The following is a 22,554-nucleotide window of genomic DNA, read 5'->3' as shown; positions in this document are numbered from 1 at the left end:
GTAACGCCCCCAGCCCCGACGTTATCCGAACGCCTGGGCCACCCTTTCCAGGAACAGTCACCGATGGAACATCGTGAAGCGCTGCTGGCGCTGCGAACCTTTCTTTCAACGCAGATCCTCGGCCAGGAAAAACTCATCGAGCGTCTGCTCATCGCCCTGCTCGCTGACGGCCACATGCTGGTGGAAGGCGCGCCGGGGCTGGCCAAGACCAAGGCCATCAAAGAGCTGGCCGAGGGCATTGAAGCGCAGTTCCATCGTATTCAGTTCACCCCCGATCTGCTGCCCGCCGACATTACCGGCACGGAAATCTACCGCCCGGAAACCGGCAGTTTCGTGTTCCAGCAGGGGCCGATCTTCCACAACCTGGTGCTGGCGGACGAAATCAACCGTGCCCCGGCCAAGGTCCAGTCGGCCTTGCTCGAAGCAATGGCCGAGCGCCAGGTCAGCGTCGGGCGCAGCACGTACGAGCTGTCGCCCCTGTTTTTGGTGATGGCCACGCAAAACCCGATCGAGCAGGAAGGCACCTACCCGCTGCCCGAGGCCCAGCTCGACCGCTTCCTGATGCACGTCAAGATCGGCTTCCCGGATGCCGCGGTGGAGCGTCGTATTCTGCAGCAGGCCCGAGGTGAAGCGCTGCACGGCGAAACCAAGCCCGAGCGCCGCGTGAGCCAGCAGGCTATTTTCTCCGCTCGCAAGGAGATCCTCGGGTTGTACATGGCCGACGCCGTGGAGGAATACCTGGTGCAACTGGTCATGGCCACCCGTACGCCGGCCAAGTTCGACCCGGAAATGGCCGAATGGATCGCCTACGGCGCCAGCCCGCGAGGCTCCATTGCCCTGGACCGGTGCGCCCGTGCCCACGCCTGGCTCGCCGGCCGCGACTTCGTCAGCCCCGAAGACATCCAGGCCGTGCTGTTCGACGTGCTGCGCCATCGCATCATCCTGTCGTTCGAAGCCGAAGCTGCCGGTATTGACCAGGACCGCGTCGTGCAGCGGATTCTCGACGTCGTCGCCGTCGCTTGAGTAGCCAGCCATGAACAACCCACTGGCGCCCGTACCGGGCATCCGCGTCAGCCTTTCGGAGCTGATCGAGATGCGCCATCGCGTGCGTGAAGTGCAGTTGTTCTCGACGCCAGGCCAGCGTAGCCCACTGATCGGCCTGCACCACTCCAAACTGCGCGGGCGCGGCGTGGATTTCGATCAGGTGCGGGTCTATCAGGCCGGCGACGACGTACGCACCATTGACTGGCGCGTGACCGCTCGTACTCAGGAGCCTCACACCAAGCTGTTTCATGAGGAGCGGGAGCGGCCGATCTTCATCATGATCGAGCAAAGCCATCGGCTGTTCTTCGGCTCGGGGCTGATGTTCAAGTCGGTGCTCGCGGCCCAGGCCGCCAGCCTGATCGGCTGGGCCGCCCTGGGGCACAACGACCGGGTCGGCGGGCTGGTGTTCGGAGATAACACCCATTACGAGGTCAAGCCCCGGCGCAGCAAACAGAGCCTTCTGCAACTGCTGAACCGCCTGGTGCGGGTCAATCAATCGCTGCATACCGAGGGCGAAGCGGACCGCGATTCGTTCGGCAACGCCTTGCGCCGGGCCCGGGAAGTATTGCGCCCTGGCAGCCTGGTGATCGTGATTTGCGATGAGCGCGCGCTGTCCGACAGCGCCGAACAACAGTTGAGCCTGCTGTCACGCCATTGCGACCTGTTGCTGTTGCCGCTTTCGGATCCGCTGGATCACGCCCTGCCCGCCGCCGGATTGCTGCGTTTCGCCCAGCGCGGCGCGCAGTTGGAACTCGACACCCTGAATTTCGAACTGCGCCAGACCTATCGCGCCCAGGCCGAGGCCCGTCAGGAGCGCTGGGAATTGCTGGCCCAGAAGCTGCGGATTCTGCTCATGCCCCTGAGTACCCAGGGCGACATGGTCGAACAGCTACGCGAATACCTGAACCCCAAGCGGTCGGGGAAAAGCCGATGAGCAGTCTCGATCAACTGCAACCACTGATCACGCCACCACCCATCGGCTTCTGGCCTCCCGCGCCGGGCTGGTGGCTGCTGCTGGTGGTGTTGCCGTTGCTGGGGTTTGGACTGTGGCAATTGCGCCGGTTCCTTCCCGCCAAGCGCTCCACCGTGCGCGCCGAGCAACCCCTGGACCCGGCGCGCCTGGCCGCGCTGGCGGAACTCGCCCAACTGCCCAAACCCTACGATGGCGCCCCTGCCGGCGCCTGGCTGCAACAGCTCAACGGGCTGCTCAAGCGCCTGTGTCGCAACCACTACCCGTACAGCCAGAGCCACACCCTCAACGGACGTAAATGGCTGGCTTTCCTGGATAACCGCTGCCCGGCGGCAGGCCTGACCCGCTGGATGGTGCTGGTGGAAGGCGCCTACAAGCCCGAATGCAAGCTCGATGACAAAGCCATTGCCGGCCTGACCCAAGCCGTCGAGATCTGGATTCGCAAACATGTTTGAGTTCGCCTGGCCGTGGATTTTCGCGCTGTTGCCCCTGCCCTGGCTGATGCGCCTGGTGCTGCCGGCGGCCGACAGTGGCGAGCCGGCCCTCAGGGTCAGTTTCCTGGGCGACCTCGAAGGTCTCGTGGGGCGCCGGGCCCGAAGCAATCTGCCGACCTGGCGTCAGCAGGCACCCTTCATCCTGCTCTGGCTGCTGTTGCTGATTGCCGCTGCCCGCCCGCAATGGTTGGGCGAGCCGTTGCCCATCGCTGCCAGCGGCCGGGACCTGTTGGTGGCGGTGGATGTCTCGGGGTCCATGGACTTTCCCGATATGCGCTGGCAAGACGAGGAAATCAGTCGCCTCGCGCTGGTCCAGCACCTACTGGGAGACTTTCTCGAAAGCCGCGAAGGTGATCGGGTCGGCCTGATCCTGTTCGGCAGCCAGGCCTACCTCCAGGCACCGCTGACCTTCGATCGTCGCACCGTGCGGCTCTGGCTGGATGAAGCGCGCATCGGCATCGCCGGCAAGAACACCGCTATCGGCGACGCCATCGGCCTGGCGCTCAAGCGCCTGCGTCAACGTCCGGCAAACAGCCGCGTGCTGATCCTGGTGACCGATGGCGCCAACAACGGCGGGGAAATCGACCCGCTGACCGCCGCCCGGCTGGCCGCTGAAGAAGGCGTGAAGATCTACCCGATCGGCATTGGCGCCGATCCGGAAGAAAGTGGCACAGCAGGGTTTGTCGGGGTCAACCCGAGCCTGGACCTCGACGAAGCGACACTCAGGGAAATTGCCCAAGCCACGGGCGGCCAGTATTTCCGCGCCCAGGATGGCCAACAGTTGCTGGCGATCAAGACCACCCTCGACCAGCTCGAACCGGTGACCCAACAGCCGACCCAGGCGCGCCCCGCCCAGGCACTTTACCAATGGCCCCTGGCCGTTGCGCTGCTGCTGAGCGTTTTGCTGGTAGCCCGGGAACGTTGGCCGGACAACCCTCTGCAGCGTCTGTTCACCCAGCCATTGTTCCAACCGGCAGAACATTCCGAGTGGCGCCGGCGACTCAAGCGCATGCGTCTGGGGAAACGCCGATGATCGCTCTCTGGCCACACTGGTTGCGTCCCTGGTTCCTATTGCTGCTGCCTTTGTTGGGGTGGCTGCTGTGGCACCTGTGGCACCGGCAGAAACGCGTGGGCCGCTGGCAAATGATCCTGCCGCCGGCGTTTCATGCCGTGCTGCTCAGTGGCGGCAACGGCCGCGAAAGCAAACTCCCGTGGGTTGCCCTTGGCCTGGGCTGGCTGTTGGTGGTGCTTGCGCTGCTGGGCCCCAGTTGGGCACGGGTCGAACAGACCAGCCAAAAACCCGCCGATCCGCTGGTGGTGGTGCTGGAACTGACTCCGCAAATGCTCGCCGCCGACGTCCCGCCCACGCGTCTGGAGCAAGCCCGGCGCAAGGTGCTGGACTTGCTTCATAGCCGCAGCGACGCCCAGACCGCAATCATCGTCTATTCCGGCAGTGCCCATACGCTGGTGCCGCTGTCCGACGACCTGTCCACCAGCGCCAACCTCCTGGAAGCACTCACCCCCTCGATCATGCCCCAGAACGGCCATCGCGCCGACCTGGCGGTCAACAAGGCCATGGCCCTGCTGGATCAGAGCGGACTTGGTCACGGTCGGATCCTGCTGATAGGTTCATCGTTGAACGAACAGGAACGCGAGCATATCCGCCAGATCCTCGATGGATCTGCCACGCAATTGCTGATGCTGGGCATCGGAACACGCGAAGGCGCCCCGGTAACCCAGGAAGATGGCAGTTACCTCAAGGATGCCCAGGGCGCGATTCTGGTACCGCGCCTGGACAGCCCGAGCCTCAAGTCCTTCCTCAATGAGCTGGACGGCCGCTATCGCCCGGCGCGCCTGGACGATAGCGACCTGCGTGGCCTGGGGCTGCTGGACGGCCCTCGCCATTTGCGCAGCGACGGTCAGACGTTGCGCCTGGATACCTGGGCGGACCATGGCTACTGGCTGCTCCTGCCGCTGTTGTTGCTGGCCGCCTGCGCCGGACGGCGCGGCTGGCTGTTCTGCCTGCCGTGGGTGTTCATGGTGCCGCAAACCGGTCATGCCTTCGAACTCCAGGACCTGTGGCTGCGCCCCGATCAACAAGGCCAGCACCTGCTCAAGCAGAAGCGTCCGGCCGAGGCTGCCGTCCACTTCGAGGACCACCAATGGCAAGGTGTGGCCCTGTATGAAGCCGGTGCCTACAGCGAAGCCGCTCGCCGCTTTGCCGAGGGCAACGACGCCCGCGCCCACTACAACCGCGGCAACGCCCTGGCCAAAAGCGGCGAACTGGACGCCGCGCTGGATGCGTACGAGCAAGCGCTGGAGTTGCAACCGGACCTGCGTCCGGCCCAAACCAACAAAGCACTGGTGCAGAGCCTGCTCAAAGAGCAGACAGCAAAACCTGCCGAACCTGAACCCAGTGAAAGTGAGCAGCCAGGGCCCGCCGAGCAAGCACCGAACGCCAATGCCCAGGCACAAACTTCTGCGCCGGGACAGCCCTCCTCCGAAGCGACCGCGACACCGGAACAATCCCAGGGCCCCCAGGCAGCGCAACCGCCTGGTGCCCAGGATGTGCCGGGCAGCGAGTTGCCTGATGAGCGGACCACGACCCCACCACTGCGCCCCGCGGCCGGCCAGCGCAACGACGAAGAACAGCGCCAGGCACTGGAACAATGGCTGCGCCAGATCCCGGATAATCCGGGCGAACTGCTCAGACGTAAATTCTGGTATGAACAGCAAAGCCATCAGGCCCAGGGAAAAACCCCATGACCCGCTTCACCGCCTACCTCCTCGTGTTGCTGCTCTGGGCATCTGGAACCCAGGCCGTACAGTTGACTGCCAGTGTGGATCGCGGGCGCCTGAATTCGGGGGAGACCGTGGAACTGACCCTGGAGTCCAATGACGCCACACTGTTCGGCAAACCCGACCTGAGCCCGCTCCAGGCGCTGTTCGAAGTGCGCGGCACCCGCCAGGTCAACCAACTGACGACTCTTGATGGCGAGAATCGCGCCACCACCCGCTGGATCGTCACCCTGCTGCCGCGCCAAAGTGGCACCGTGGTCATTCCGCCCCTGCAATTGGGCGAAGTGACCAGCCAACCGATCACCCTGCAAGTGATCGAAAGCGAAACGCGCAATGAGCCGGGCAAACTGGCCCCGGTGTTCATCGAGGCCAGCCTCGACCAGACCGACGTCTATGTGCAGGCACAGGCGATCCTGACCTTGCGCATCTACCATTCGGTGTCGCTGTACGACGACAGCAGCCTGACACCGCTGCACATTCCCGATGCCCGTACCGAGCAACTGGGCGAATCACGCACCTACGAAAAGGTCATCAACAACGTACGCCACGGCGTGATCGAACTGCGCTACGGCATCTACCCCCAACGCAGCGGCGAACTGATGATCCCGGCCCAGACCTTCAGCGCCACCCTGGTCGAGCCGGTGGCCCAGGGAACCGCGCCGTCGGGGCCCAAGCCCGGCCAGTTGATGCGGGTCAGCTCCGAGCAACTGCGCCTGACCGTCAACCCCAAGCCCGCCAGCTACCCGGCAGATGTGCCCTGGCTGCCGGCGCGCAGCCTTTCCTTGAGCGAGAGCTGGAGCCCGGAACCAACCCACAGCCAGGTGGGTGACTCCCTGACCCGCAGCCTGACCCTGGAAGCCGAGGGTCTGGCCAGCGCCCAGCTACCGCCCCTGCCAGCCACTGAAATCAGCGGCCTGCGGCGCTACCCCGACCAACCGGTACTCAGCAGTCGCAGCAGCGAGCGCGGTTTGGTGGGCAGCCGTGAAGACCGCGAGGCCCTGGTGCCCAACCGCAGCGGCACCATTGAATTGCCGCCGGTGGAAGTGGTTTGGTGGAACACCCGGGAAGACCACCTGGACCGCACCAGCCTTCCAGCGCGGACCCTGCAAGTGGCGAACAATCCGAGCCTGATGGTGGACACGCCAACAAGCACACCTCAGATTGTGACGATCGTCGACAGCGACACCTTGCGGTATTGGCAATTGAGCACTTTCATCCTGGCCTGCACCACGCTGCTGGGCTTGGGCCTGTGGTGGCGCGCCCGTTCGCAGCCGGCCATCCTGCGCGCGACCCAGGCCGGGCCGAGCCCGCGGACCTTGCTGGACGACCTCAAGCGTGCCTGCCTGGCCAACGACTCCCACGCTACACGCCAGGCGCTGGACGCCTGGGCTCGCCAGCAACCGGAAACCCTGGCCGACATGGCTGCGCGCTTCGTGCCACTGTCCGACGCCCTGGACGGCCTCAACGGCGCGCTCTACAGCGAAACGGGTCAATATTGGCAGGGCGAAGATCTGTGGCGAGCCATTCGTACCATTCCCGCTGCGGAAGGCTTCCAGGACCCGGCCGGCGACAGTGGCTTGCCACCGCTCTACCCCAAGTGATCCCTTTGCGGGACATAGCGCTTCTGTGGCTAGCCACAGGAGTGGTGCCAACTCATTTGGAGAAGTTGCCCGGTTTCTCTCCTCTGTTTCCCAGTAAACTCTCCATCTTTTAGCCGCCTCTCTTCCCGCGGCCATCATCTGTTTTCTGGAGTTCATCTTGCGTCTGTTCCACACCTCCGACTGGCACCTTGGGCAAAACCTGCACGGTCAGGAACGCGACTTCGAACACGCCTGTTTCCTTGACTGGCTGCTGCGTCAGTTGACCAGTGAAAAGCCCGACGTGCTGCTGATTGCCGGGGATATCTTCGACACGGTGAACCCGCCGGTCAAAGCCCAGGAGCGGCTGTACGACTTCATCGTCAGTGCCCATGAACAAAACGCCAACCTGACCATTGTGATGATCGCCGGCAACCACGACTCCGGTTCGCGCATCGAACTGCCAGCGCCGCTGATGCGTCGGTTGCGCACCCATGCCCTGGGCCGGGTGTTGTGGCTGGACGACGGGCAATTGGACGTCGAGCGCTTGCTGCTGCCGTTGCCCGACGCCAAGGGCAAGGTCAAGGCCTGGTGCCTGGCCCTGCCATTCCTGCGGCCTGCCGAGGTGACCGGCGCACAACTGGGTGACGATTACCTGCGGGGCATCGGTCAGGTCCATGAATGGCTGATCGCCGCCGCCAACGACAAACGCAAGAAGGGCCAGGCGCTGATCGCCATCAGCCACGCTCACATGGCCGGCGGCTCGGTGTCCGAGGATTCCGAGCGCAGCCTGATCATTGGCAACGCCGAGGCCCTGCCCGCCAGCCTGTTCGGCCCGAGCATCAGCTACGTCGCCCTCGGCCATTTGCACAAACCACAAAAGGTCAACGGCGAAGAGCGCATCCGCTACAGCGGCTCGCCGATTCCATTGTCATTTTCGGAAATCGGTTATCAGCATCAGATTCTCGATATCACCCTGGAAGGCGAAACCCTGGTCAAAGTCGAGCCACGGCTGATTCCCCGGGCCGTCAATCTGCAGCGCCTGGGCCCGGCACCCCTGGCCGATATTCTGGTGCAACTCAAGGACCTGCCGGACATCGACCTGTTGGCCGATGTCCAGCGCCAGCCCTGGCTGGAGGTGCGGGTGCGCCTCGATGAGCCGCAGCCTGACCTGCGCCATCAAGTGGAAACCGCCCTGCAAGGCAAAGCCGTGCGCCTGGTGCGGATCGCCGCCGAATACGCCGGCAACGGCGGCAGCACAAACGTCGATGACGGCGCCGCGTTGGTGGAACTGGATCAGTTGAGCCCGCAGGAATTGTTCAGCCGCGCCTGGCAAGACACCTACGGCAACGAAGTGGACGAACAGACCCTCAAGGATTTTGCCGTGCTGTTGCAAGACGTGCAGATGGAGGGCGAGCAGCCATGAAAATTCTCGCGATCCGTCTCAAGAACCTCGCGTCCCTGGCCGGGCCCTTCGAAATAGACTTCACCGCCGAACCGCTTGCCAGTGCAGGCCTGTTCGCCATCACCGGCCCCACAGGCGCCGGTAAAAGCACCCTGCTCGACGCGTTGTGCCTGGCGCTGTTCGGCGCCGTGCCGCGCCTCAACAACACCGGGCGCGACGCCAAGGTGCCGGACGCCGACGGCGAAATCGCTACGGGCGATCCGCGTACGCTGTTGCGCCGTGGTACTGGCGATGGTTACGCCGAAGTGGATTTTCGCGGCATCGACGGCCGTCGCTACCGGGCGCGCTGGGAAGCCAATCGCGCCCGGGAAAAGGCCGGTGGCAAGCTGCAAGCCAGCCGCCAGAGCCTGCGGGATCTGGACAACGATCAGTTGCTGGCGAGTCAGAAAGGCGAATACAAGGCCCAGCTCGAAGCCGCCCTGGGATTGAACTTTGAACAGTTCACTCGTGCCGTGTTGCTGGCCCAGAGCGAGTTCAGTGCATTCCTCAAGGCCGACGACAACGACCGCAGCGAGCTGCTGGAAAAGCTCACTGATACGGCCCTGTATACCCGATTGGGCCGGCGCGCCTTCGACAAGGCCAAGCAAGCCAAAGAGTCCCACAAGCAATTGCAGGACCAGGCCACCGGCGTCACACCACTGGCCCCAGAGGCCCGCGCCGAACTGGACCAGCGCTTCAACGAAGCCCAGCAACAGCTCAAGACCCAACAGGCGCAACTCAAGCAACTGGAGCAGCAACACACCTGGCTCAAGGAACTGCGCCAGTTGCAAGAGCAACGGGCCAGCGCCGCCGAGCAACTGCAACAGGCCCAAACTGACTGGGACGCCCTGGCCGACGAACGCCTGAAGCTGACCCGCCTGGAACAACTCGCGCCGCAACGGCATCAGTTCATCCGCCAGACGGAACTGACCCGGCAGCTCGAACCCCTGGCGGTACAGGTTCAGCAGCTCACCCAGCAACAGATCGATCTGCATGAACGCCAGGCCGAGCTGGAGAAAGGCCTGGGCGTTGCGCAACTGGCGCTGACCGCAGCCCGACAACAAAGCACCGACAGCGCCCCCTTGCTGCGCCAGGCCTTTGAAGAACAAGGCACCCTCGCCCGCCTCGACAAGGAGGCTCGCCAAAGCGCCGAACGCCAGGAGCAGGCACAACACGCCTGTAGCGAAGGCCAGCGCACCATCGACACGCTGCTTGAGCAGCAAAAACAGGTGGCCGAGCGCTTGCAGCGAATCGCCGGGGAGCTTGAACAAAGCACTCACCTGGCGCCGTTGAGCGACGCCTGGCAGGCCTATCGTGATCGCCTCCAACAGCTGATGCTGATTGGCAATCGCCTGAACCAAGGTCAGGTTGAACTCGCCACCCTGGAGCAAAATGCCGCCCACGCCGCCGAGCACCTGGCAACCCACCGGCAAAACCTCGAAGTGCTCTACAAGGAAGCCGACGCCGAACCGCAAGCGGTGGCCGAGCAGATCCAGTTGCTCGCTAATCTGCTGCAAGACAATCGCAAGCAACTGCGTGCATTCGAGGATCTGACGCGGCTCTGGGCCAGCCAGCAAGAGCTGGACAAGCGAGGTGCCGAGCTTGAACAGCGCCAGCAACAGGCGTTGCAGGAACGCGACCGATTGGTACGCGAAGGCAGCGAAGCCAAGGCCGAACTGGCGATTGCCGAACAGACCCTGAGCGTCACCCGCCAACTGCTGGAGCGTCAGCGCCTGGCCCGCAGCGAAAGCGTCGAACAATTGCGTGAACAGCTCAAGGATGACCAGCCATGCCCGGTGTGTGGCAGCGTCGAGCATCCTTACCATCAGCCCGAAGCCTTGCTGCAAAGCCTGGGGCGTTTTGATGAAACCGAAGAGGCCAATGCACGCAAAGCCGTCGAGTCGCTCCATGAAAAAGTCATCGACCTGCGCGCGCAATACAGCGGCGTCATCGCCCAGCTCAAAGAACTCAAGCAGCAACAGGAACAGCTCGCCAGCCAGCATCAAAGTCTGGCGCCCGCCCTTGAAAGCCATCCGCTCTCGGTGCAACTGCTGGCCCAGGATGCGGCCAAACGCGACGCCTGGCTGGACCAGCAAAGCAGTCAGCTCAACCTGCGTATCAGTCAGGACGAACAACGCCAGGCCGCCCTGCTGACGCTGCAACAGGACGCCGCGCGCCTGGCGCAGCACTTGCGCGAGGCTGAAACTGCGCATCAGCAGGCATCACTGCACCTGAACAACCAACAGCAGGAGCTGGCCCGGGATCGCCAGCGCCTGGACGAGGAACTGAGCCACTTCAGTACGTTGTTGCCGGCAGACACACTACAGGCCCTGCGCACCGAGCCGGCCGCGACCTTCATGCAGCTTGACCAGCAGATCGCTCAACGCCTGGCGCACCTGGAACAGCAACGCGACGAACTCAGCGAACAGCTTCAGCGTCAGCAGACCCTGGAGAAAGAGCAGGATCGCCAGCAAACCCGCCTCCAGCAGTTGGAGTTGGCGCAACGGCAACTGAGCGCCCTGACGGAACAACAGCAGGCCTGCCAGCAGCGGCTCAAGCAATTGCTGGGCGAACACACCAGCGCCGAACAGTGGCAGCAGCAACTCGACCAAGCCCTGGAACAGGCCCACAGCGCCGAAACAGCGGCCAATCAACAACTGCAAGCGCTACGCCACAACCGGGTGGAACTGGCCGCCGAACTCAAGGCCCGCCAGGAACAGGCCCAAGCGCTGGACACTGAACACACGGCCCTGGCCGCCAGCATCGCACAATGGCGCGCCAGCCACCCGGAACTGGATGATGCCTCTCTGGCCGCCTTGCTTGACCTGGACGAGCAAAGTGTCGGCCAACTGCGTCAGCAACTGCTCAACAGCGAAAAAGCCATTGAGCAAGCCCGCGTGTTGCTTACTGAACGCGAGCAGCGGCTGCAACAGCATCAGGCCCAGCACAACGGCAACCTGGAATCTGAACAACTGGCCCAGGCCCTCACCGAACTTCAGACCCAATTTACCGCCAGCGAGCAGCGCTGCGCCGAACTACGCGCCGAACAGGCCGAGGACCAGCGCAGGCAGAACGCCAACCAGGCCCTGGCCCAGCAGATCGAACAGGCTTATACCGAGTACCAGCGCTGGGCACGGCTCGATGCGCTGATCGGTTCGGCCACCGGCGACCGCTTCCGCAAGCTGGCGCAGGCGTACAACCTCGATTTGCTGGTGCATCACGCCAACGTGCAGCTACGACAACTGGTGCGCCGCTACCGGCTCAAACGCGGTGGCAGCATGTTGGGGCTTCTGGTGATGGACACAGAGATGGGCGATGAGCTGCGCTCGGTGCATTCGTTGTCCGGCGGTGAAACCTTCCTCGTTTCCCTGGCCTTGGCGCTGGGCCTGGCCTCGATGGCTTCCAGCACGCTGAAAATCGAATCGCTGTTCATTGACGAAGGCTTTGGCAGCCTGGACCCCGAATCGCTGCAACTGGCCATGGATGCTCTCGACGGTTTGCAAGCCCAGGGACGCAAGGTTGCGGTGATTTCCCACGTGCAGGAAATGCATGAGCGGATCCCGGTGCAGATCCAGGTTCGTCGTCAAGGGAATGGCTTGAGTACCGTGGAGGTGAAATGAGCCGCGCCACGCTCTACTCGTTCCGGCGTTGTCCCTACGCGATGCGAGCGCGCATGGCGTTGCGCTACAGCGCGGTCGATTTGAACATTGTCGAAGTCAGCCTCAAGGCCAAGCCGCCCGAAATGCTGGCGCTTTCCAGCAAGGGTACGGTGCCGGTGCTGCAGGTCGATGGCAAGGTGATTGATGAAAGCCTGGAGATCATGCACTGGGCTCTGGCGCAGCATGATCCGGATAATTGGAGATTGCTTGGCGACCTCGAAGGCCAGGCGTTGACGGCCGCGTTGATCGAGGAAAACGACCAGGTCTTCAAGCTTCATCTGAACCGCTACAAATACCCCGAGCGCCATCCCGAGTATCCATTGGAACATTATCGGACCGAGGGCGAGGTCTTCTTGCGCAGGCTGGAAGCGTTGCTTGAAACCCGAGCATTTCTGACGGCGGATTACCAAAGCCTGGCTGACGTGGCACTGATGCCGTTCATACGGCAGTTTGCTCATGTCGACCGGGAATGGTTTGCCGCAGCGCCCTACCCTCGCCTACAGCGTTGGTTGCAAGGCTTGCTGGATTCCGAGTTTTTCGTGGCGATCATGGCCAAGCAATCACCCACCCGGTGAACAGCTTTTGTGGCTTGCTTCAGGCAGCCACGCTGCACATGCGCACCACTGCACAATCGATCTGAAAAGGCCCGAAGACGGCAACCCTGGGCTTGACCGGCGGATTCCCCACCAACGCCCCCAAAGCCTTGGCGGTCAGGATGTTGTGCGCGATGTTGTGGTTGCACTCGATGGTCCGCGCCAGAGATCCCGCCGAGGCTTGCCCCAGACCCAGCAATGAAAAACCATTGGTGATGAACGCCAGGAATGCGATCACCCAAAACTTGCTTCTGTTCATGCGCCGACCGCCCCTTTTGCGGCGCCATGCTCGAGCGCCGCGCGGGCAACCGGGGGACCATAATGAACAGAAGGCCGGGCGGCCTGGAGAGAGGTTTCGACAGAGCCTTGGTATTGGGCACCGAGGCTGACCACCAACACCATCGCCACGTAAAGGCCGATAGCGATGTACGCGCCGTGTCTGGCAGAAGATAGGATTGCGCTGGCCATGGGGTTCTCCGTGGGCATGTTTCAGTGCCCACAGAATCAATCAACTAAACCGATTTTAGTAGCGACAAATACGCATAGTGTCTATCAGTTTTATTGATTACTAATCCAAACAGATCAGTCCCTAAGCAGGCTCAATAATCGCTCACGAGCAGCGTCCGGCTCGCCGGGGGTCGGCTGGGCGGCCGAAACAATGGGGGTGGAATAGAGAAACAGCAGCATCATTGCCAGACGCATCGCCATAGTGTCGATCTCTTGTTGGAGAAGGAGTCAATTTACTAGCGTCAAATTTAAACACATGGCCATGTGATATTACAGCGGGTTTTTCGTAGGAGCAGGCAAAGCCTGCGATTTTTTCTCTTTTTCAAAGATGAAAAGATCGCAGGCTTCAGTCTTCAGCGCGGTTCAGTGTTGGGTCTTGTGGTCCAGGGCGGCGTAGAAGTTGGCGCTCTGTTGCAGGTATTTTTCGGTATAGCTCTGGGTGCGATTTTTCTTGTCGCTGATTTCAATGTTGGCACTGGCTGGCAGCGCTACGGTGGCGGAGATAGCGGAAGCAGCGATCACGGAGAAGAGATTCAGATTCATGTCGGTAGTCCTCGGATGAGTTGGCTTGCCTGCCCGGTTGGGCCGTGAAGCAAACTTACGCGCCGAGGCGTCTCGCTTTGAAATGCTTTGCAACACTAGCGAATATCAGTCTTGTTGATACAGCGACGCAGGCCCCGAAAATCGGGGCCTGCGCTTTACTGAGGGAGCATGAACTTCAAGTCGCTCGGCGCATCCATCGCCAGCTTTTGCACGGTTTTACCCAGCAGACCGGTCTTGGAGTCACGCTCGAGAACCACGATCTGGTTGCTCTTCTGATTGGCGATCAGCAGGAATTTCCCGCTCGGATCGAGGCTGAATTCCCGCGGATGATCCCCCTCCACAGAGCGGCGCTGAAGCTCTGTCAGCGTGCCGGCAGTCGGGTCGATGGCGAACACCAGCACTTCGTTGGTGGTGCCACGATTGCTGACGTACAGGAACTTGCCATCCTTGGAGGCATGCAGCGCTGCCGCCGCCCTACCGGGCTGTGGTTTGCCCGCTGCCAGGTCGACCAGTTGCCGCTGGGTCAAACGCCCGTCCTGATAATCGAACACCGCCACCTGGGCGCTCATTTCCATGGTCAGCCACGCATGCTTGCCGTCGGCGCTGAACAGCAGATGACGCGGGCCGCTGCCGGGCGGCAACTGCACGAAGGCTGGATCGGCGGCGGTCAGTGGCAGTTCGGGGTTGGCCTTGGGGTCGTAGCGGTAGATGAACACCTTGTCCGCCCCCAGGTCGCTGGCGAACACATACTTGCCATCGGGCGAAGACACGGCCGAGTGCACATGGGCGGACATCTGCCGCTCGGGATTGATCCGACTCGGTTGATGGCTGCTCAGTTGCACCACCGGCGACAGCTTACCGTCGGTTCCCACCGGCAACACCGCCAGGGTGCCTCCCGGGTCTTCCACCACCGAATAGTTGCTGACCAGCAAATGTCGACCATCGCCACTGAGGCTCGAATGAGTCGGTTCGTTGCCCAATGACTGCACCTGACTGATCAGGCTCAGCTCATGGGTCTTCGGGTCAATGGCGTAGCTGCTGACCTTACCCACCGGGTCTTTTTGCCCCGGCCCGTTTTCATTTACCACGAACAGCCGGCTCATGTCCCTGGAAAGGGTCAGCCACGATGGGTTGTCGGTCTTGATCACTTGCAACGGCTGGGCATCGAGCTGGCCGCTGCGGCTGTCGAATTGCAGGCGGTAGATGCCCTGACTCTGGCCGGCGGTATAGGAACCCACCAACAGTTGATGGCGCTCATCGGTTTCTGCCTGGACGCCCATGGCGCCCACGCTGCCGGCCATCAACAAGGGCCAGAAACTACGCATCCTCATGTGTGTCTTCCTCATCGTCGTGGCCGCTGGTCGCTTCCACGCACTCCAGGTGGTGGTCGCCCGAATCGCTGGTGATGATCCAGTGTTTCTTGACCACGTCGAACGTCGCGGCCTCCATCTGCGCAGGCGTGAAGCGCCAATGCTCGAGAGTGCGACCGTTCATGCACTCGACGTGCAACTGGTCTTGTTCGTCGAGGGAAAAATCGAATGCGTGCAGCCCGTCGATGATCAGCATGTCGCAGGTTTCGAGGGCGTGCAGCAGGGTGTCGGTCAAGGCAGTCATGGCGATCAGTCGGTCGTTGGGAAAGTGCTCATGATAACCCAATGTGGGAGTGGGCCTTGGGCCAAAAGGTTCGAAAGCACGGTCAACTGCCAGATCGCCATCGCGAGCAGGCTCGCTCCCACAATTGGATTTGCAGCGAACACACATCTTGTATTCACCACCCATCCACTGTGGGAGCGAGCCCGCTCGCGATAGCGGCAGCCCATTGAACTTCAATGCAACTGCCTGACTGCGATCAGAGCGCCTCGCGCCCCGGCACCCCATCGACCAATCGCTGGATGCCCAACGGATTGGCGTTTTTCAAAGGCTCGGGCAACAGGCTGTCGGGGTAGTTCTGGAAGCACACCGGGCGCAGGAAACGATCGATCGCCAGCGTACCCACCGAAGTCCCACGGGCATCGGACGTCGCCGGGTAAGGCCCGCCATGGACCATCGAGTCGCAGACCTCGACGCCGGTTGGATAACCGTTGAGCAGGATGCGACCGACTTTTTGCTCCAGCAACGGAGTCAATTCGCTGAACTGCTCGAAATCCGCTGGCTCCCCGATCATGGTTGCAGTCAACTGACCGTGCAGGCCGTTCAGCGCGGCAGTGAGCTCGGCTGGGTCCGCCACTTCGACAAACACCGTGGTCGGGCCGAACACTTCTTCTTGCAGCGCCTCGTCACCTTTGATCAACAAGCTGGCGTCAGCCTTGAACAACTGCGGCTGGGCCTGGTTGCCCTGTTGCGCACGTCCGGCCAGATGTTCGATGCCCGGGTGAGCCAGCAACTTCTGCAGGCCCTTGCCGTAGCTTTGCAGCGTGCCGGCGTTGAGCATGGTTTGCGGGGCCTGATCGCCGATCAGCGCGGCCACTTGTTGGGTGAAGGCGCTGAATTGCGGCGAGCGGATGCCGATCACCAGGCCGGGATTGGTGCAGAACTGACCACAGCCCTGTACCACCGAGGCGGTCAAATCGCGGGCGACGCTGTCGGCACGCTTTTCCAACGCTTGCGGCAACACGATCACCGGGTTGATGCTCGACATCTCGGCGAATACCGGGATCGGCTGGGGCCGCGCGGCGGCCATGTCGCACAGGGCGCGGCCGCCCTTGAGGGAACCGGTGAAGCCTACCGCCTGGATCGCCGGATGCTTGACCAGCCATTCGCCAACACCACCGCCGTAGATCATGTTGAACACGCCGGCGGGCATCGAGGTTTTTTCAGCCGCGCGGATAATCGCATCAGCCACCCATTCGGCCGTTGCCATGTGGCCGCTGTGGGCCTTGAACACCACCGGGCAACCCGCGGCCAGGGCCGACGCGGTGTCGCCACCCGCTGTAGAAAATGCCAGAGGAAAGTTACTGGCGCCAAACACCGCAACCGGCCCCAGGCCGATGCGGTACTGACGCAAGTCCGGACGCGGCAACGGCGTGCGTTCCGGTAAGGCCCGGTCGATGCGCGCGCCGTAGAAATCGCCGCGACGCAGGACCTTGGCGAACAGACGCATCTGGCCGCTGGTGCGACCGCGCTCACCCTGGATCCGCGCCGCCGGCAAGGCGGTTTCCCGGCAGACCACGGCCACGAACTCATCGCCCAAGCCATCCAGCTCATCGGCAATGGCTTCGAGGAACTCGGCCCGGCGCACTGCGCTCAAGCTGCGGTAGGCCGGATAAGCGGCAGCCGCAGCCTTGGCGGCAGCGTCAACTTCTTCGGCCGTCGCCTGGACGAACTCATGGGGCAAGGCTTCGCCGCTGCTGGCGTCAAGGCTCTGCAAGCGTGTCTGGCCGGCCGCGCTGCGCGCGCCACCAATGTAGTTGTGGCCAAGGATCTGGTTCATCGAAAGTCTCCTTTAAAGTGTGCCGATAGTACCCGGGTTGAACACCGCGTCCACCGGGGCAATGCCGTTGACCAGCGGTGCGCCGAATTCGGTCTGGCTGATTTCGAACACATCCCCCGGTTGCGTGCGGATGCCGTCGGCGAACGACAGGGTCGCGGTGCCGAAAAAATGCACGTGCACGTCACCCGGACGCAGGAACTGACTGTACTTGAAATGGTGGAACTCAAGGTTTTCGAGGCTGTGACACATGTTTGCCTCGCCACTGAGAAACTCGTTCTGCCACAGCACCTGGCCATTGCGCAGGATACGACTGGTCCCGGAAAGATGTTGAGGCAGTTCACCCAGGCGAAGTTCCGGGCCAAAGCTGCAGCTGCGCAATTTCGAATGGGCCAGGTACAGGTAATTCTTGCGCTCCATCACATGATCGGAAAACTCGTTACCCACCGCAAAGCCCAGTCTGTATGGCTTAGCGTCGTGGCCGATGACATACAACCCGCTGATTTCCGGCTCTTCGCCGGCATCTTCGGCAAACGGCGGCAGCGGGAACGGATGGCCCGGACGGACCACGATGCTGCCGTCGCCCTTGTAGAACCACTCCGGTTGCACACCGGCCTGTCCGCTCTCAGGCTTACCGCCCTCCACGCCCCACTTGAAGATGCGCATGGTGTCGGTCATGGCGGTTTCGTCGCCGGCCTGCTGATGCATCTTGTCCCGGGCCGAAGCACTGCCCAGATGGGTCAGGCCGGTGCCGCTGACCAGCAGGTGCGCCGGGTCCGGGTGGTCCAACGGAGGCAGAATGCGCAGTTCGCTGAGTAACTGCGGGTAATCATGGGCGGTTCCCAGGCCCAGGCTGTTGACCTGCTGCTCAAGCTTCACACCCGCCTCGATGGCCGCCAGAGCCAGGTCGCGCACGGTCCGGACGCCCTGCACTTCGCGCACTTGCTCGCCATCGACCACGCCGACGCGACGTTCGCCGTTATTCAATTCGAACTGAACTAAACGCATATTTTTCTCCCTGCAAACAAAGCTTGAATAACACGCTGATCCCTGTGGGAGCGAGCCTGCTCGCGATAGCGTTGGGTCAGCAACATTGATGCGACTGACAGATCGCAATCGCGAGCAGGCTCGCTCCCACAGGGGATTTCAATCACCTCAGGTCCGCGTCGCCCCCCGCGCACTGGCTGCGAACTGCTCCGCCGGCAGCACATGCTTGCGCTCCAGCAGGCGATACACCACGCCGGTCAACACCAGACCGAACACCATCACGCAGGACAGGAAGTACAGCCCCGACGCCAAGTTGCCGGTGTATTCCTTCAGCGCACCGATCACGAACGGCCCGATGTAGCCACCCAGGTTGCCCACCGAGTTGATCAGCGCGATACCCGCCGCCGCACTGGCGCCGGCAAAGAAACGCCCCGGCAAGGTCCAGAACACCGCGGTGCAGGAAAACAGCGCGAACGCCACCAGGCACAGCGCCGCCAGTTGCAACACCGGCACCGTCAGCCAGGCACTGAGGAACAGACCGATGGCGCCCAGCACATAGAGCACGGCCAGATGACCGTAGCGATCGTTCAAGCGGTCGGAACTGCGAGGAATGATCAGCAAACCGATGATGCCGAAGATGTAGGGCACCGAGGACACGAAACCGGTCACCAGGTCAGTGCCGCCAAATTGCTTGATCAACGTGGGCAGCCACAGGCCCAGCCCGTAGATGCTCAGGGTCACCGGCAGATAGAACAGCGCCAGCAGCAGGACACGCTTGTCCTTCAAGGCGTGCAGCGGATTGCCGTGCCGGGTCTGGCCGTATTCCTCAAGGTCTTTTTTCAGTTCAGCGGTCAGCCAGTCCTTTTCGGTCTGGTCCATCCACTTCACCTGTTGCGGACCATCCGGCAGATAACGCAGCACCGGCCAGGTCAGCAAGACCGCCGGCAGGCCGATGACAATGAACAACCACTGCCAGCCGTGCAAGCCCAGGATGCCGTCCATGCCCAGCAAGCCGCCGGAGACGGGGCCGGTGATCATCATGGCGATGGGCTGAGACAAAATGAACAGGCCCAGGATCTTGCCGCGATGGCGGACCGGGAACCATTGGGTGATGTAGTACAGCACGCCGGGGAAGAATCCGGCTTCCGCCGCGCCGAGCAGAAAGCGCATCACATAGAAGCTGTAAGGCCCTTGCACAAACGCCATGCCGATGGTGATGGCGCCCCAGGTGATCATGATCCGCGCGAACCAGCGCCGGGCACCGAAGCGTTCCAGCATCAGGTTGCTGGGGATCTCAAGCAGGAAGTAGCCAATGAAAAACAACCCCGCGCCCAGGCCGTAGGCGGCGTCGCCGATGCCGATGTCGGCGCCCATGTGCAGCTTGGCGAAACCCACGGCGGAGCGATCCACGTAGGCGATCAGGTATAGCAGGATCAGGAAGGGAATCAGTTTCAGCGTGATGCGGCGAATTAGCCGCAATTCCTGGCTCATGGGACCGGTCTCCGATTGTTGTTGTTATAGAACCTTGGGGGATTTCTCTGACCAATGAGCGCCAGGACAATCCCTCCGTTGAATCGGACTATATAGTAATACTATTTACCCAACAACACTTCCAAACAGAGCAAATTGCGCTTATGTTAGGCGCAAGCTAAAACCATATAGTCATACAATAAGAGAATCGATCATGTCTGATAAGAAACCCTCCCTGCGCTCGGCCCAATGGTTTGGCACCGCCGACAAAAACGGCTTCATGTACCGCAGTTGGATGAAAAATCAGGGCATCGCCGACCATCAGTTTCATGGCAAGCCAATCATCGGCATCTGCAACACCTGGTCGGAGCTGACGCCATGCAACGCGCACTTCCGGCAGATCGCCGAACACGTCAAGCGCGGCGTGATCGAGGCCGGGGGCTTCCCTGTGGAGTTTCCGGTGTTCTCCAACGGCGAATCGAACCTGCGCCCGACTGCCATGCTGACGCGCAACCTGGCGAGCATGGATGTGGAGGAAGCGATTCGCGGCAATCCGATTGACGGCGTGGTGCTGCTCACCGGTTGCGACAAGACCACCCCGGCGTTGCTGATGGGTGCCGCCAGTTGTGACGTGCCGGCCATCGTCGTTACCGGCGGACCGATGCTCAACGGCAAGCACAAGGGCCAGGACATCGGGTCGGGCACGGTGGTCTGGCAGTTGAGCGAACAGGTCAAGGCCGGCACCATCACGATCGATGATTTCCTTGCGGCCGAGGGCGGCATGTCCCGCTCGGCCGGGACCTGCAACACCATGGGCACCGCCTCGACCATGGCCTGCATGGCCGAAGCCCTCGGCACGTCCCTGCCGCACAACGCCGCGATTCCGGCGGTGGACGCGCGCCGTTATGTGCTGGCCCACATGTCCGGCATGCGTGCGGTGGAAATGGTCCGTGAAGACTTGAAGCTGTCGAAGATCCTGACCAAGGAGGCTTTCGAGAACGCCATCCGGGTCAACGCAGCCATCGGCGGCTCGACCAACGCGGTGATCCACCTCAAGGCCATTGCCGGACGCATCGGCGTGCAACTGGACCTGGACGACTGGACCCGCATCGGTCGAGGCATGCCGACCATCGTCGACCTGCAGCCGTCCGGGCGCTTCCTGATGGAGGAGTTCTATTACGCCGGTGGTTTGCCCGCCGTGCTGCGCCGTCTCGGCGAAGCCAACCTGATCCCTAACCCCGACGCGCTGACCGTCAACGGCAAGAGTCTTGGCGAGAACACCAAGGACGCACCGATCTATGGCCAGGACGAAGTCATTCGTACCCTGGACAACCCGATCCGGGCCGACGGCGGTATCTGCGTGCTGCGCGGTAACCTGGCCCCCCTCGGCGCGGTACTCAAACCCTCCGCCGCCACGCCCGAGCTGATGCAACATCGTGGTCGCGCGGTGGTGTTCGAGAACTTCGACGAGTACAAGGCGCGGATCAATGATCCGGAGCTGGATGTCGATGCCAGCTCGATTCTGGTGATGAAGAACTGCGGGCCCAAGGGTTATCCAGGCATGGCCGAAGTGGGCAACATGGGCTTGCCGGCCAAGTTGCTGGCCCAGGGAGTGACCGACATGGTGCGTATCTCCGATGCGCGCATGAGCGGCACCGCCTACGGCACCGTGGTGCTGCATGTGGCCCCGGAAGCCGCAGCCGGCGGACCACTGGCGGCCGTGAAGGAAGGTGACTGGATCGAACTGGACTGCGCCAGCGGGCGTCTGCACCTGGACATTTGCGACGCCGAACTGGCCGCCCGCCTGGCCGACCTGCCGCCAGCGCAGAACCTGTTGGTGGGCGGCTACCGCCAGCTGTACATCGACCATGTGCTGCAAGCGGACCAGGGTTGTGACTTCGACTTCCTGGTCGGTTGCCGCGGCGCCGAGGTGCCGCGTCACTCCCACTGACCCCACTCATCCCCTTGCGCGAGCAAGCTTTTTGTGGGAGCTGAGCTTGCTCGCGATAGCGGTGTAACAGACAACAGAGATATTGACTGGCAGGGCCTCATCGCGAGCAAGCTCAGCTCCCACAAAGGCTCGCTCCCACAATGGGTTCGGGTGTACATCAAAATCGCATTAGCGACCCGCCCTCGCCGCGCCTGCTATCATGCGCAGCATCCCCTTCGCACAGGATCGCGCCACCCCCCATGGACTACCGTAAACCCTCCGACCGCAAAAGCATGCACGCGCGCATCGTCCAGGAACTGGGCATGCAGATCGTTTCCGGGCGGTTCAAACCCGACGATAAACTGCCCGCCGAAGCTTTGTTGTGCGAGGAGTATGCCGTCAGCCGTCCGGTGTTGCGCGAGGCCACGCGCGTGCTGGTAGCCAAGGGTCTGGTGTATTCGCGGCCACGGGTTGGCACGGTGGTCAAGGCGCGTCGGGAATGGCACATGCTCGACCCCGATGTTCTGCACTGGTTGATGCAAAGCAGCCCGCAGAATGAGTTCTTCAATCTGCTGACCAGCGTGCGCAGCATCATCGAGCCGGCCGCCGCGGCCCTCGCCGCACAGTTCGCCAACGATACCGACATCGCTGCCATCCGCGAGGCCTACCAGCGCATGGAGGCGGCACCGACCCCCGAAGCGGTGCTGCAACCGGACCTAGACTTCCACAGCCGCATCGCCGATGCCACCCACAACGACCTGCTCGCCAACCTGTGCAACATGTTGTCGGTGGCCATCGCCGAAGCCCTCAAGCACTCCAACCAGCGGCCCAACCTGCATGAACTGGCGATGCCGCGCCACAAGGCGATCCTCACCGCCATCGAAAACCGCGACGCCCTCGGCGCCCGCCATGCCACGCTGGTGCAGCTTGACGATGCCCGCAGCGCACTGAATGTGGTGCTGGGCGCCGATCCTTCCTGATCTTCCCTCCCGACGAGGCCAGGCATAACCCGCATTCGCCAGGGTGGTATTTATTTACCGCCCTCGCAGGAGCGGGATGTCGATACTTCCCTCGTCGTCACTCCCGGCGGCCATGAATTTATGAAAAGGA

20 protein-coding genes are annotated in these 22,554 nt (G+C 62.4%); 11 read left to right on the top strand and 9 right to left on the bottom strand.

The annotated features are described in order from the left end of the window. Positions 1-63 precede the first annotated feature (63 nt). The 9 genes from HQ912_RS13865 (at position 64) to HQ912_RS13825 (ending at position 12,562) form a co-directional block, all read left to right on the top strand. Complete coding sequence (locus tag HQ912_RS13865) at positions 64-1,023, top strand: AAA family ATPase (RefSeq protein WP_047225799.1); 960 nt, start codon at positions 64-66, stop codon at positions 1,021-1,023. Positions 1,024-1,033: 10 nt separating this feature from the next. Beyond that, the gene (locus HQ912_RS13860; RefSeq protein WP_047225798.1) at positions 1,034-1,978 is read left to right on the top strand and encodes a DUF58 domain-containing protein; all 945 of its coding nucleotides are present in this window, start codon (positions 1,034-1,036) and stop codon (positions 1,976-1,978) included. Beyond that, complete coding sequence (locus HQ912_RS13855) at positions 1,975-2,469, top strand: DUF4381 domain-containing protein (protein WP_173406911.1); 495 nt, start codon at positions 1,975-1,977, stop codon at positions 2,467-2,469. The genes HQ912_RS13860 and HQ912_RS13855 overlap by 4 nt, the downstream gene beginning before the upstream one ends. After that, positions 2,462-3,541, top strand: coding sequence for a VWA domain-containing protein (locus tag HQ912_RS13850; RefSeq protein ID WP_173406910.1), 1,080 nt, complete (start codon positions 2,462-2,464; stop codon positions 3,539-3,541). The genes HQ912_RS13855 and HQ912_RS13850 overlap by 8 nt, the downstream gene beginning before the upstream one ends. Next, a complete protein-coding gene (locus HQ912_RS13845; protein ID WP_076384459.1) occupies positions 3,538-5,274 on the top strand; it encodes a vWA domain-containing protein in 1,737 nt (578 codons plus the stop codon). The genes HQ912_RS13850 and HQ912_RS13845 overlap by 4 nt, the downstream gene beginning before the upstream one ends. After that, on the top strand, positions 5,271-6,908 hold the full coding sequence (locus tag HQ912_RS13840) for a BatD family protein (protein WP_047225794.1): 1,638 nt from the start codon (positions 5,271-5,273) through the stop codon (positions 6,906-6,908). Before HQ912_RS13845 ends, HQ912_RS13840 begins: the two co-directional genes overlap by 4 nt. A gap of 157 nt (positions 6,909-7,065) precedes the next feature. Then, positions 7,066-8,310 carry an exonuclease SbcCD subunit D C-terminal domain-containing protein gene (locus HQ912_RS13835; RefSeq protein WP_047225793.1) on the top strand — a complete coding sequence of 415 codons (1,245 nt, stop codon included), beginning with the start codon at positions 7,066-7,068 and terminating at the stop codon, positions 8,308-8,310. After that, complete coding sequence (locus HQ912_RS13830) at positions 8,307-11,948, top strand: AAA family ATPase (protein WP_173406909.1); 3,642 nt, start codon at positions 8,307-8,309, stop codon at positions 11,946-11,948. Before HQ912_RS13835 ends, HQ912_RS13830 begins: the two co-directional genes overlap by 4 nt. Next, on the top strand, positions 11,945-12,562 hold the full coding sequence (locus tag HQ912_RS13825; protein WP_173406908.1) for a glutathione S-transferase: 618 nt from the start codon (positions 11,945-11,947) through the stop codon (positions 12,560-12,562). The genes HQ912_RS13830 and HQ912_RS13825 overlap by 4 nt, the downstream gene beginning before the upstream one ends. Positions 12,563-12,581: 19 nt before the next feature. Here HQ912_RS13825 and HQ912_RS13820 read toward each other — a convergent pair whose 3' ends face one another. The 9 genes from HQ912_RS13820 to HQ912_RS13785 form a co-directional block, all read right to left on the bottom strand. Beyond that, positions 12,582-12,839 carry a hypothetical protein gene (locus tag HQ912_RS13820; protein ID WP_092398528.1) on the bottom strand — a complete coding sequence of 86 codons (258 nt, stop codon included), beginning with the start codon at positions 12,837-12,839 and terminating at the stop codon, positions 12,582-12,584. Continuing rightward, positions 12,836-13,048 carry a hypothetical protein gene (locus HQ912_RS13815; RefSeq protein ID WP_173406317.1) on the bottom strand — a complete coding sequence of 71 codons (213 nt, stop codon included), beginning with the start codon at positions 13,046-13,048 and terminating at the stop codon, positions 12,836-12,838. The genes HQ912_RS13820 and HQ912_RS13815 overlap by 4 nt, the downstream gene beginning before the upstream one ends. 114 nt (positions 13,049-13,162) lie before the next feature. Beyond that, a complete protein-coding gene (locus HQ912_RS27810; protein ID WP_256676792.1) occupies positions 13,163-13,288 on the bottom strand; it encodes a hypothetical protein in 126 nt (41 codons plus the stop codon). 162 nt (positions 13,289-13,450) lie between these two features. Beyond that, on the bottom strand, positions 13,451-13,630 hold the full coding sequence (locus HQ912_RS13810; RefSeq protein WP_047225788.1) for a hypothetical protein: 180 nt from the start codon (positions 13,628-13,630) through the stop codon (positions 13,451-13,453). A gap of 155 nt (positions 13,631-13,785) precedes the next feature. Next, positions 13,786-14,961 carry a lactonase family protein gene (locus HQ912_RS13805; protein WP_173406907.1) on the bottom strand — a complete coding sequence of 392 codons (1,176 nt, stop codon included), beginning with the start codon at positions 14,959-14,961 and terminating at the stop codon, positions 13,786-13,788. Then, positions 14,948-15,244, bottom strand: a complete 297-nt coding sequence (locus tag HQ912_RS13800; protein ID WP_173406906.1) for a DUF5629 family protein — start codon at positions 15,242-15,244, stop codon at positions 14,948-14,950. Before HQ912_RS13800 ends, HQ912_RS13805 begins: the two co-directional genes overlap by 14 nt. 235 nt (positions 15,245-15,479) lie before the next feature. Beyond that, positions 15,480-17,060 (bottom strand): aldehyde dehydrogenase (NADP(+)), encoded by a 1,581-nt coding sequence (locus HQ912_RS13795; protein ID WP_173406905.1) that lies wholly within the window; start codon positions 17,058-17,060, stop codon positions 15,480-15,482. A gap of 12 nt (positions 17,061-17,072) precedes the next feature. Further along, on the bottom strand, positions 17,073-18,065 hold the full coding sequence (gene araD1, locus HQ912_RS13790) for an AraD1 family protein (RefSeq protein ID WP_173406904.1): 993 nt from the start codon (positions 18,063-18,065) through the stop codon (positions 17,073-17,075). A gap of 147 nt (positions 18,066-18,212) precedes the next feature. Beyond that, positions 18,213-19,535 carry an MFS transporter gene (locus tag HQ912_RS13785; protein ID WP_047225784.1) on the bottom strand — a complete coding sequence of 441 codons (1,323 nt, stop codon included), beginning with the start codon at positions 19,533-19,535 and terminating at the stop codon, positions 18,213-18,215. Positions 19,536-19,728: 193 nt separating this feature from the next. Here HQ912_RS13785 and HQ912_RS13780 point away from each other — a divergent pair, with 193 nt between their 5' ends. Together HQ912_RS13780 and HQ912_RS13775 are read left to right on the top strand one after the other, a co-directional pair. Next, a complete protein-coding gene (locus tag HQ912_RS13780; protein WP_047225783.1) occupies positions 19,729-21,465 on the top strand; it encodes an IlvD/Edd family dehydratase in 1,737 nt (578 codons plus the stop codon). Between the two features lie 239 nt (positions 21,466-21,704). Then, on the top strand, positions 21,705-22,424 hold the full coding sequence (locus tag HQ912_RS13775) for a FadR/GntR family transcriptional regulator (RefSeq protein WP_047225782.1): 720 nt from the start codon (positions 21,705-21,707) through the stop codon (positions 22,422-22,424). The last annotated feature ends 130 nt before the right edge of the window (positions 22,425-22,554 follow it).

This window comes from Pseudomonas sp. MPDS, assembly GCF_013283895.1.
GTDB lineage: Bacteria > Pseudomonadota > Gammaproteobacteria > Pseudomonadales > Pseudomonadaceae > Aquipseudomonas > Aquipseudomonas rhizophila.
The sequence above is the reverse complement of the archived record's forward strand: the minus strand, read 5'-3'. Positions and strand labels throughout refer to the sequence as shown.

Coding starts and splice junctions, on each gene's coding strand:
- araD1 (WP_173406904.1), bottom strand. CDS start 18,065: ATGCGTTTAGTTCAGTTCGAATTGAATAACGGCGAACGTCGCGTCGGC.
- HQ912_RS13860 (WP_047225798.1), top strand. CDS start 1,034: ATGAACAACCCACTGGCGCCCGTACCGGGCATCCGCGTCAGCCTTTCG.
- HQ912_RS13815 (WP_173406317.1), bottom strand. CDS start 13,048: ATGGCCAGCGCAATCCTATCTTCTGCCAGACACGGCGCGTACATCGCT.
- HQ912_RS13845 (WP_076384459.1), top strand. CDS start 3,538: ATGATCGCTCTCTGGCCACACTGGTTGCGTCCCTGGTTCCTATTGCTG.
- HQ912_RS27810 (WP_256676792.1), bottom strand. CDS start 13,288: ATGGCGATGCGTCTGGCAATGATGCTGCTGTTTCTCTATTCCACCCCC.
- HQ912_RS13800 (WP_173406906.1), bottom strand. CDS start 15,244: ATGACTGCCTTGACCGACACCCTGCTGCACGCCCTCGAAACCTGCGAC.
- HQ912_RS13820 (WP_092398528.1), bottom strand. CDS start 12,839: ATGAACAGAAGCAAGTTTTGGGTGATCGCATTCCTGGCGTTCATCACC.
- HQ912_RS13780 (WP_047225783.1), top strand. CDS start 19,729: ATGTCTGATAAGAAACCCTCCCTGCGCTCGGCCCAATGGTTTGGCACC.
- HQ912_RS13805 (WP_173406907.1), bottom strand. CDS start 14,961: ATGAGGATGCGTAGTTTCTGGCCCTTGTTGATGGCCGGCAGCGTGGGC.
- HQ912_RS13810 (WP_047225788.1), bottom strand. CDS start 13,630: ATGAATCTGAATCTCTTCTCCGTGATCGCTGCTTCCGCTATCTCCGCC.
- HQ912_RS13775 (WP_047225782.1), top strand. CDS start 21,705: ATGGACTACCGTAAACCCTCCGACCGCAAAAGCATGCACGCGCGCATC.
- HQ912_RS13855 (WP_173406911.1), top strand. CDS start 1,975: ATGAGCAGTCTCGATCAACTGCAACCACTGATCACGCCACCACCCATC.
- HQ912_RS13825 (WP_173406908.1), top strand. CDS start 11,945: ATGAGCCGCGCCACGCTCTACTCGTTCCGGCGTTGTCCCTACGCGATG.
- HQ912_RS13865 (WP_047225799.1), top strand. CDS start 64: ATGGAACATCGTGAAGCGCTGCTGGCGCTGCGAACCTTTCTTTCAACG.
- HQ912_RS13785 (WP_047225784.1), bottom strand. CDS start 19,535: ATGAGCCAGGAATTGCGGCTAATTCGCCGCATCACGCTGAAACTGATT.
- HQ912_RS13795 (WP_173406905.1), bottom strand. CDS start 17,060: ATGAACCAGATCCTTGGCCACAACTACATTGGTGGCGCGCGCAGCGCG.
- HQ912_RS13830 (WP_173406909.1), top strand. CDS start 8,307: ATGAAAATTCTCGCGATCCGTCTCAAGAACCTCGCGTCCCTGGCCGGG.
- HQ912_RS13840 (WP_047225794.1), top strand. CDS start 5,271: ATGACCCGCTTCACCGCCTACCTCCTCGTGTTGCTGCTCTGGGCATCT.
- HQ912_RS13850 (WP_173406910.1), top strand. CDS start 2,462: ATGTTTGAGTTCGCCTGGCCGTGGATTTTCGCGCTGTTGCCCCTGCCC.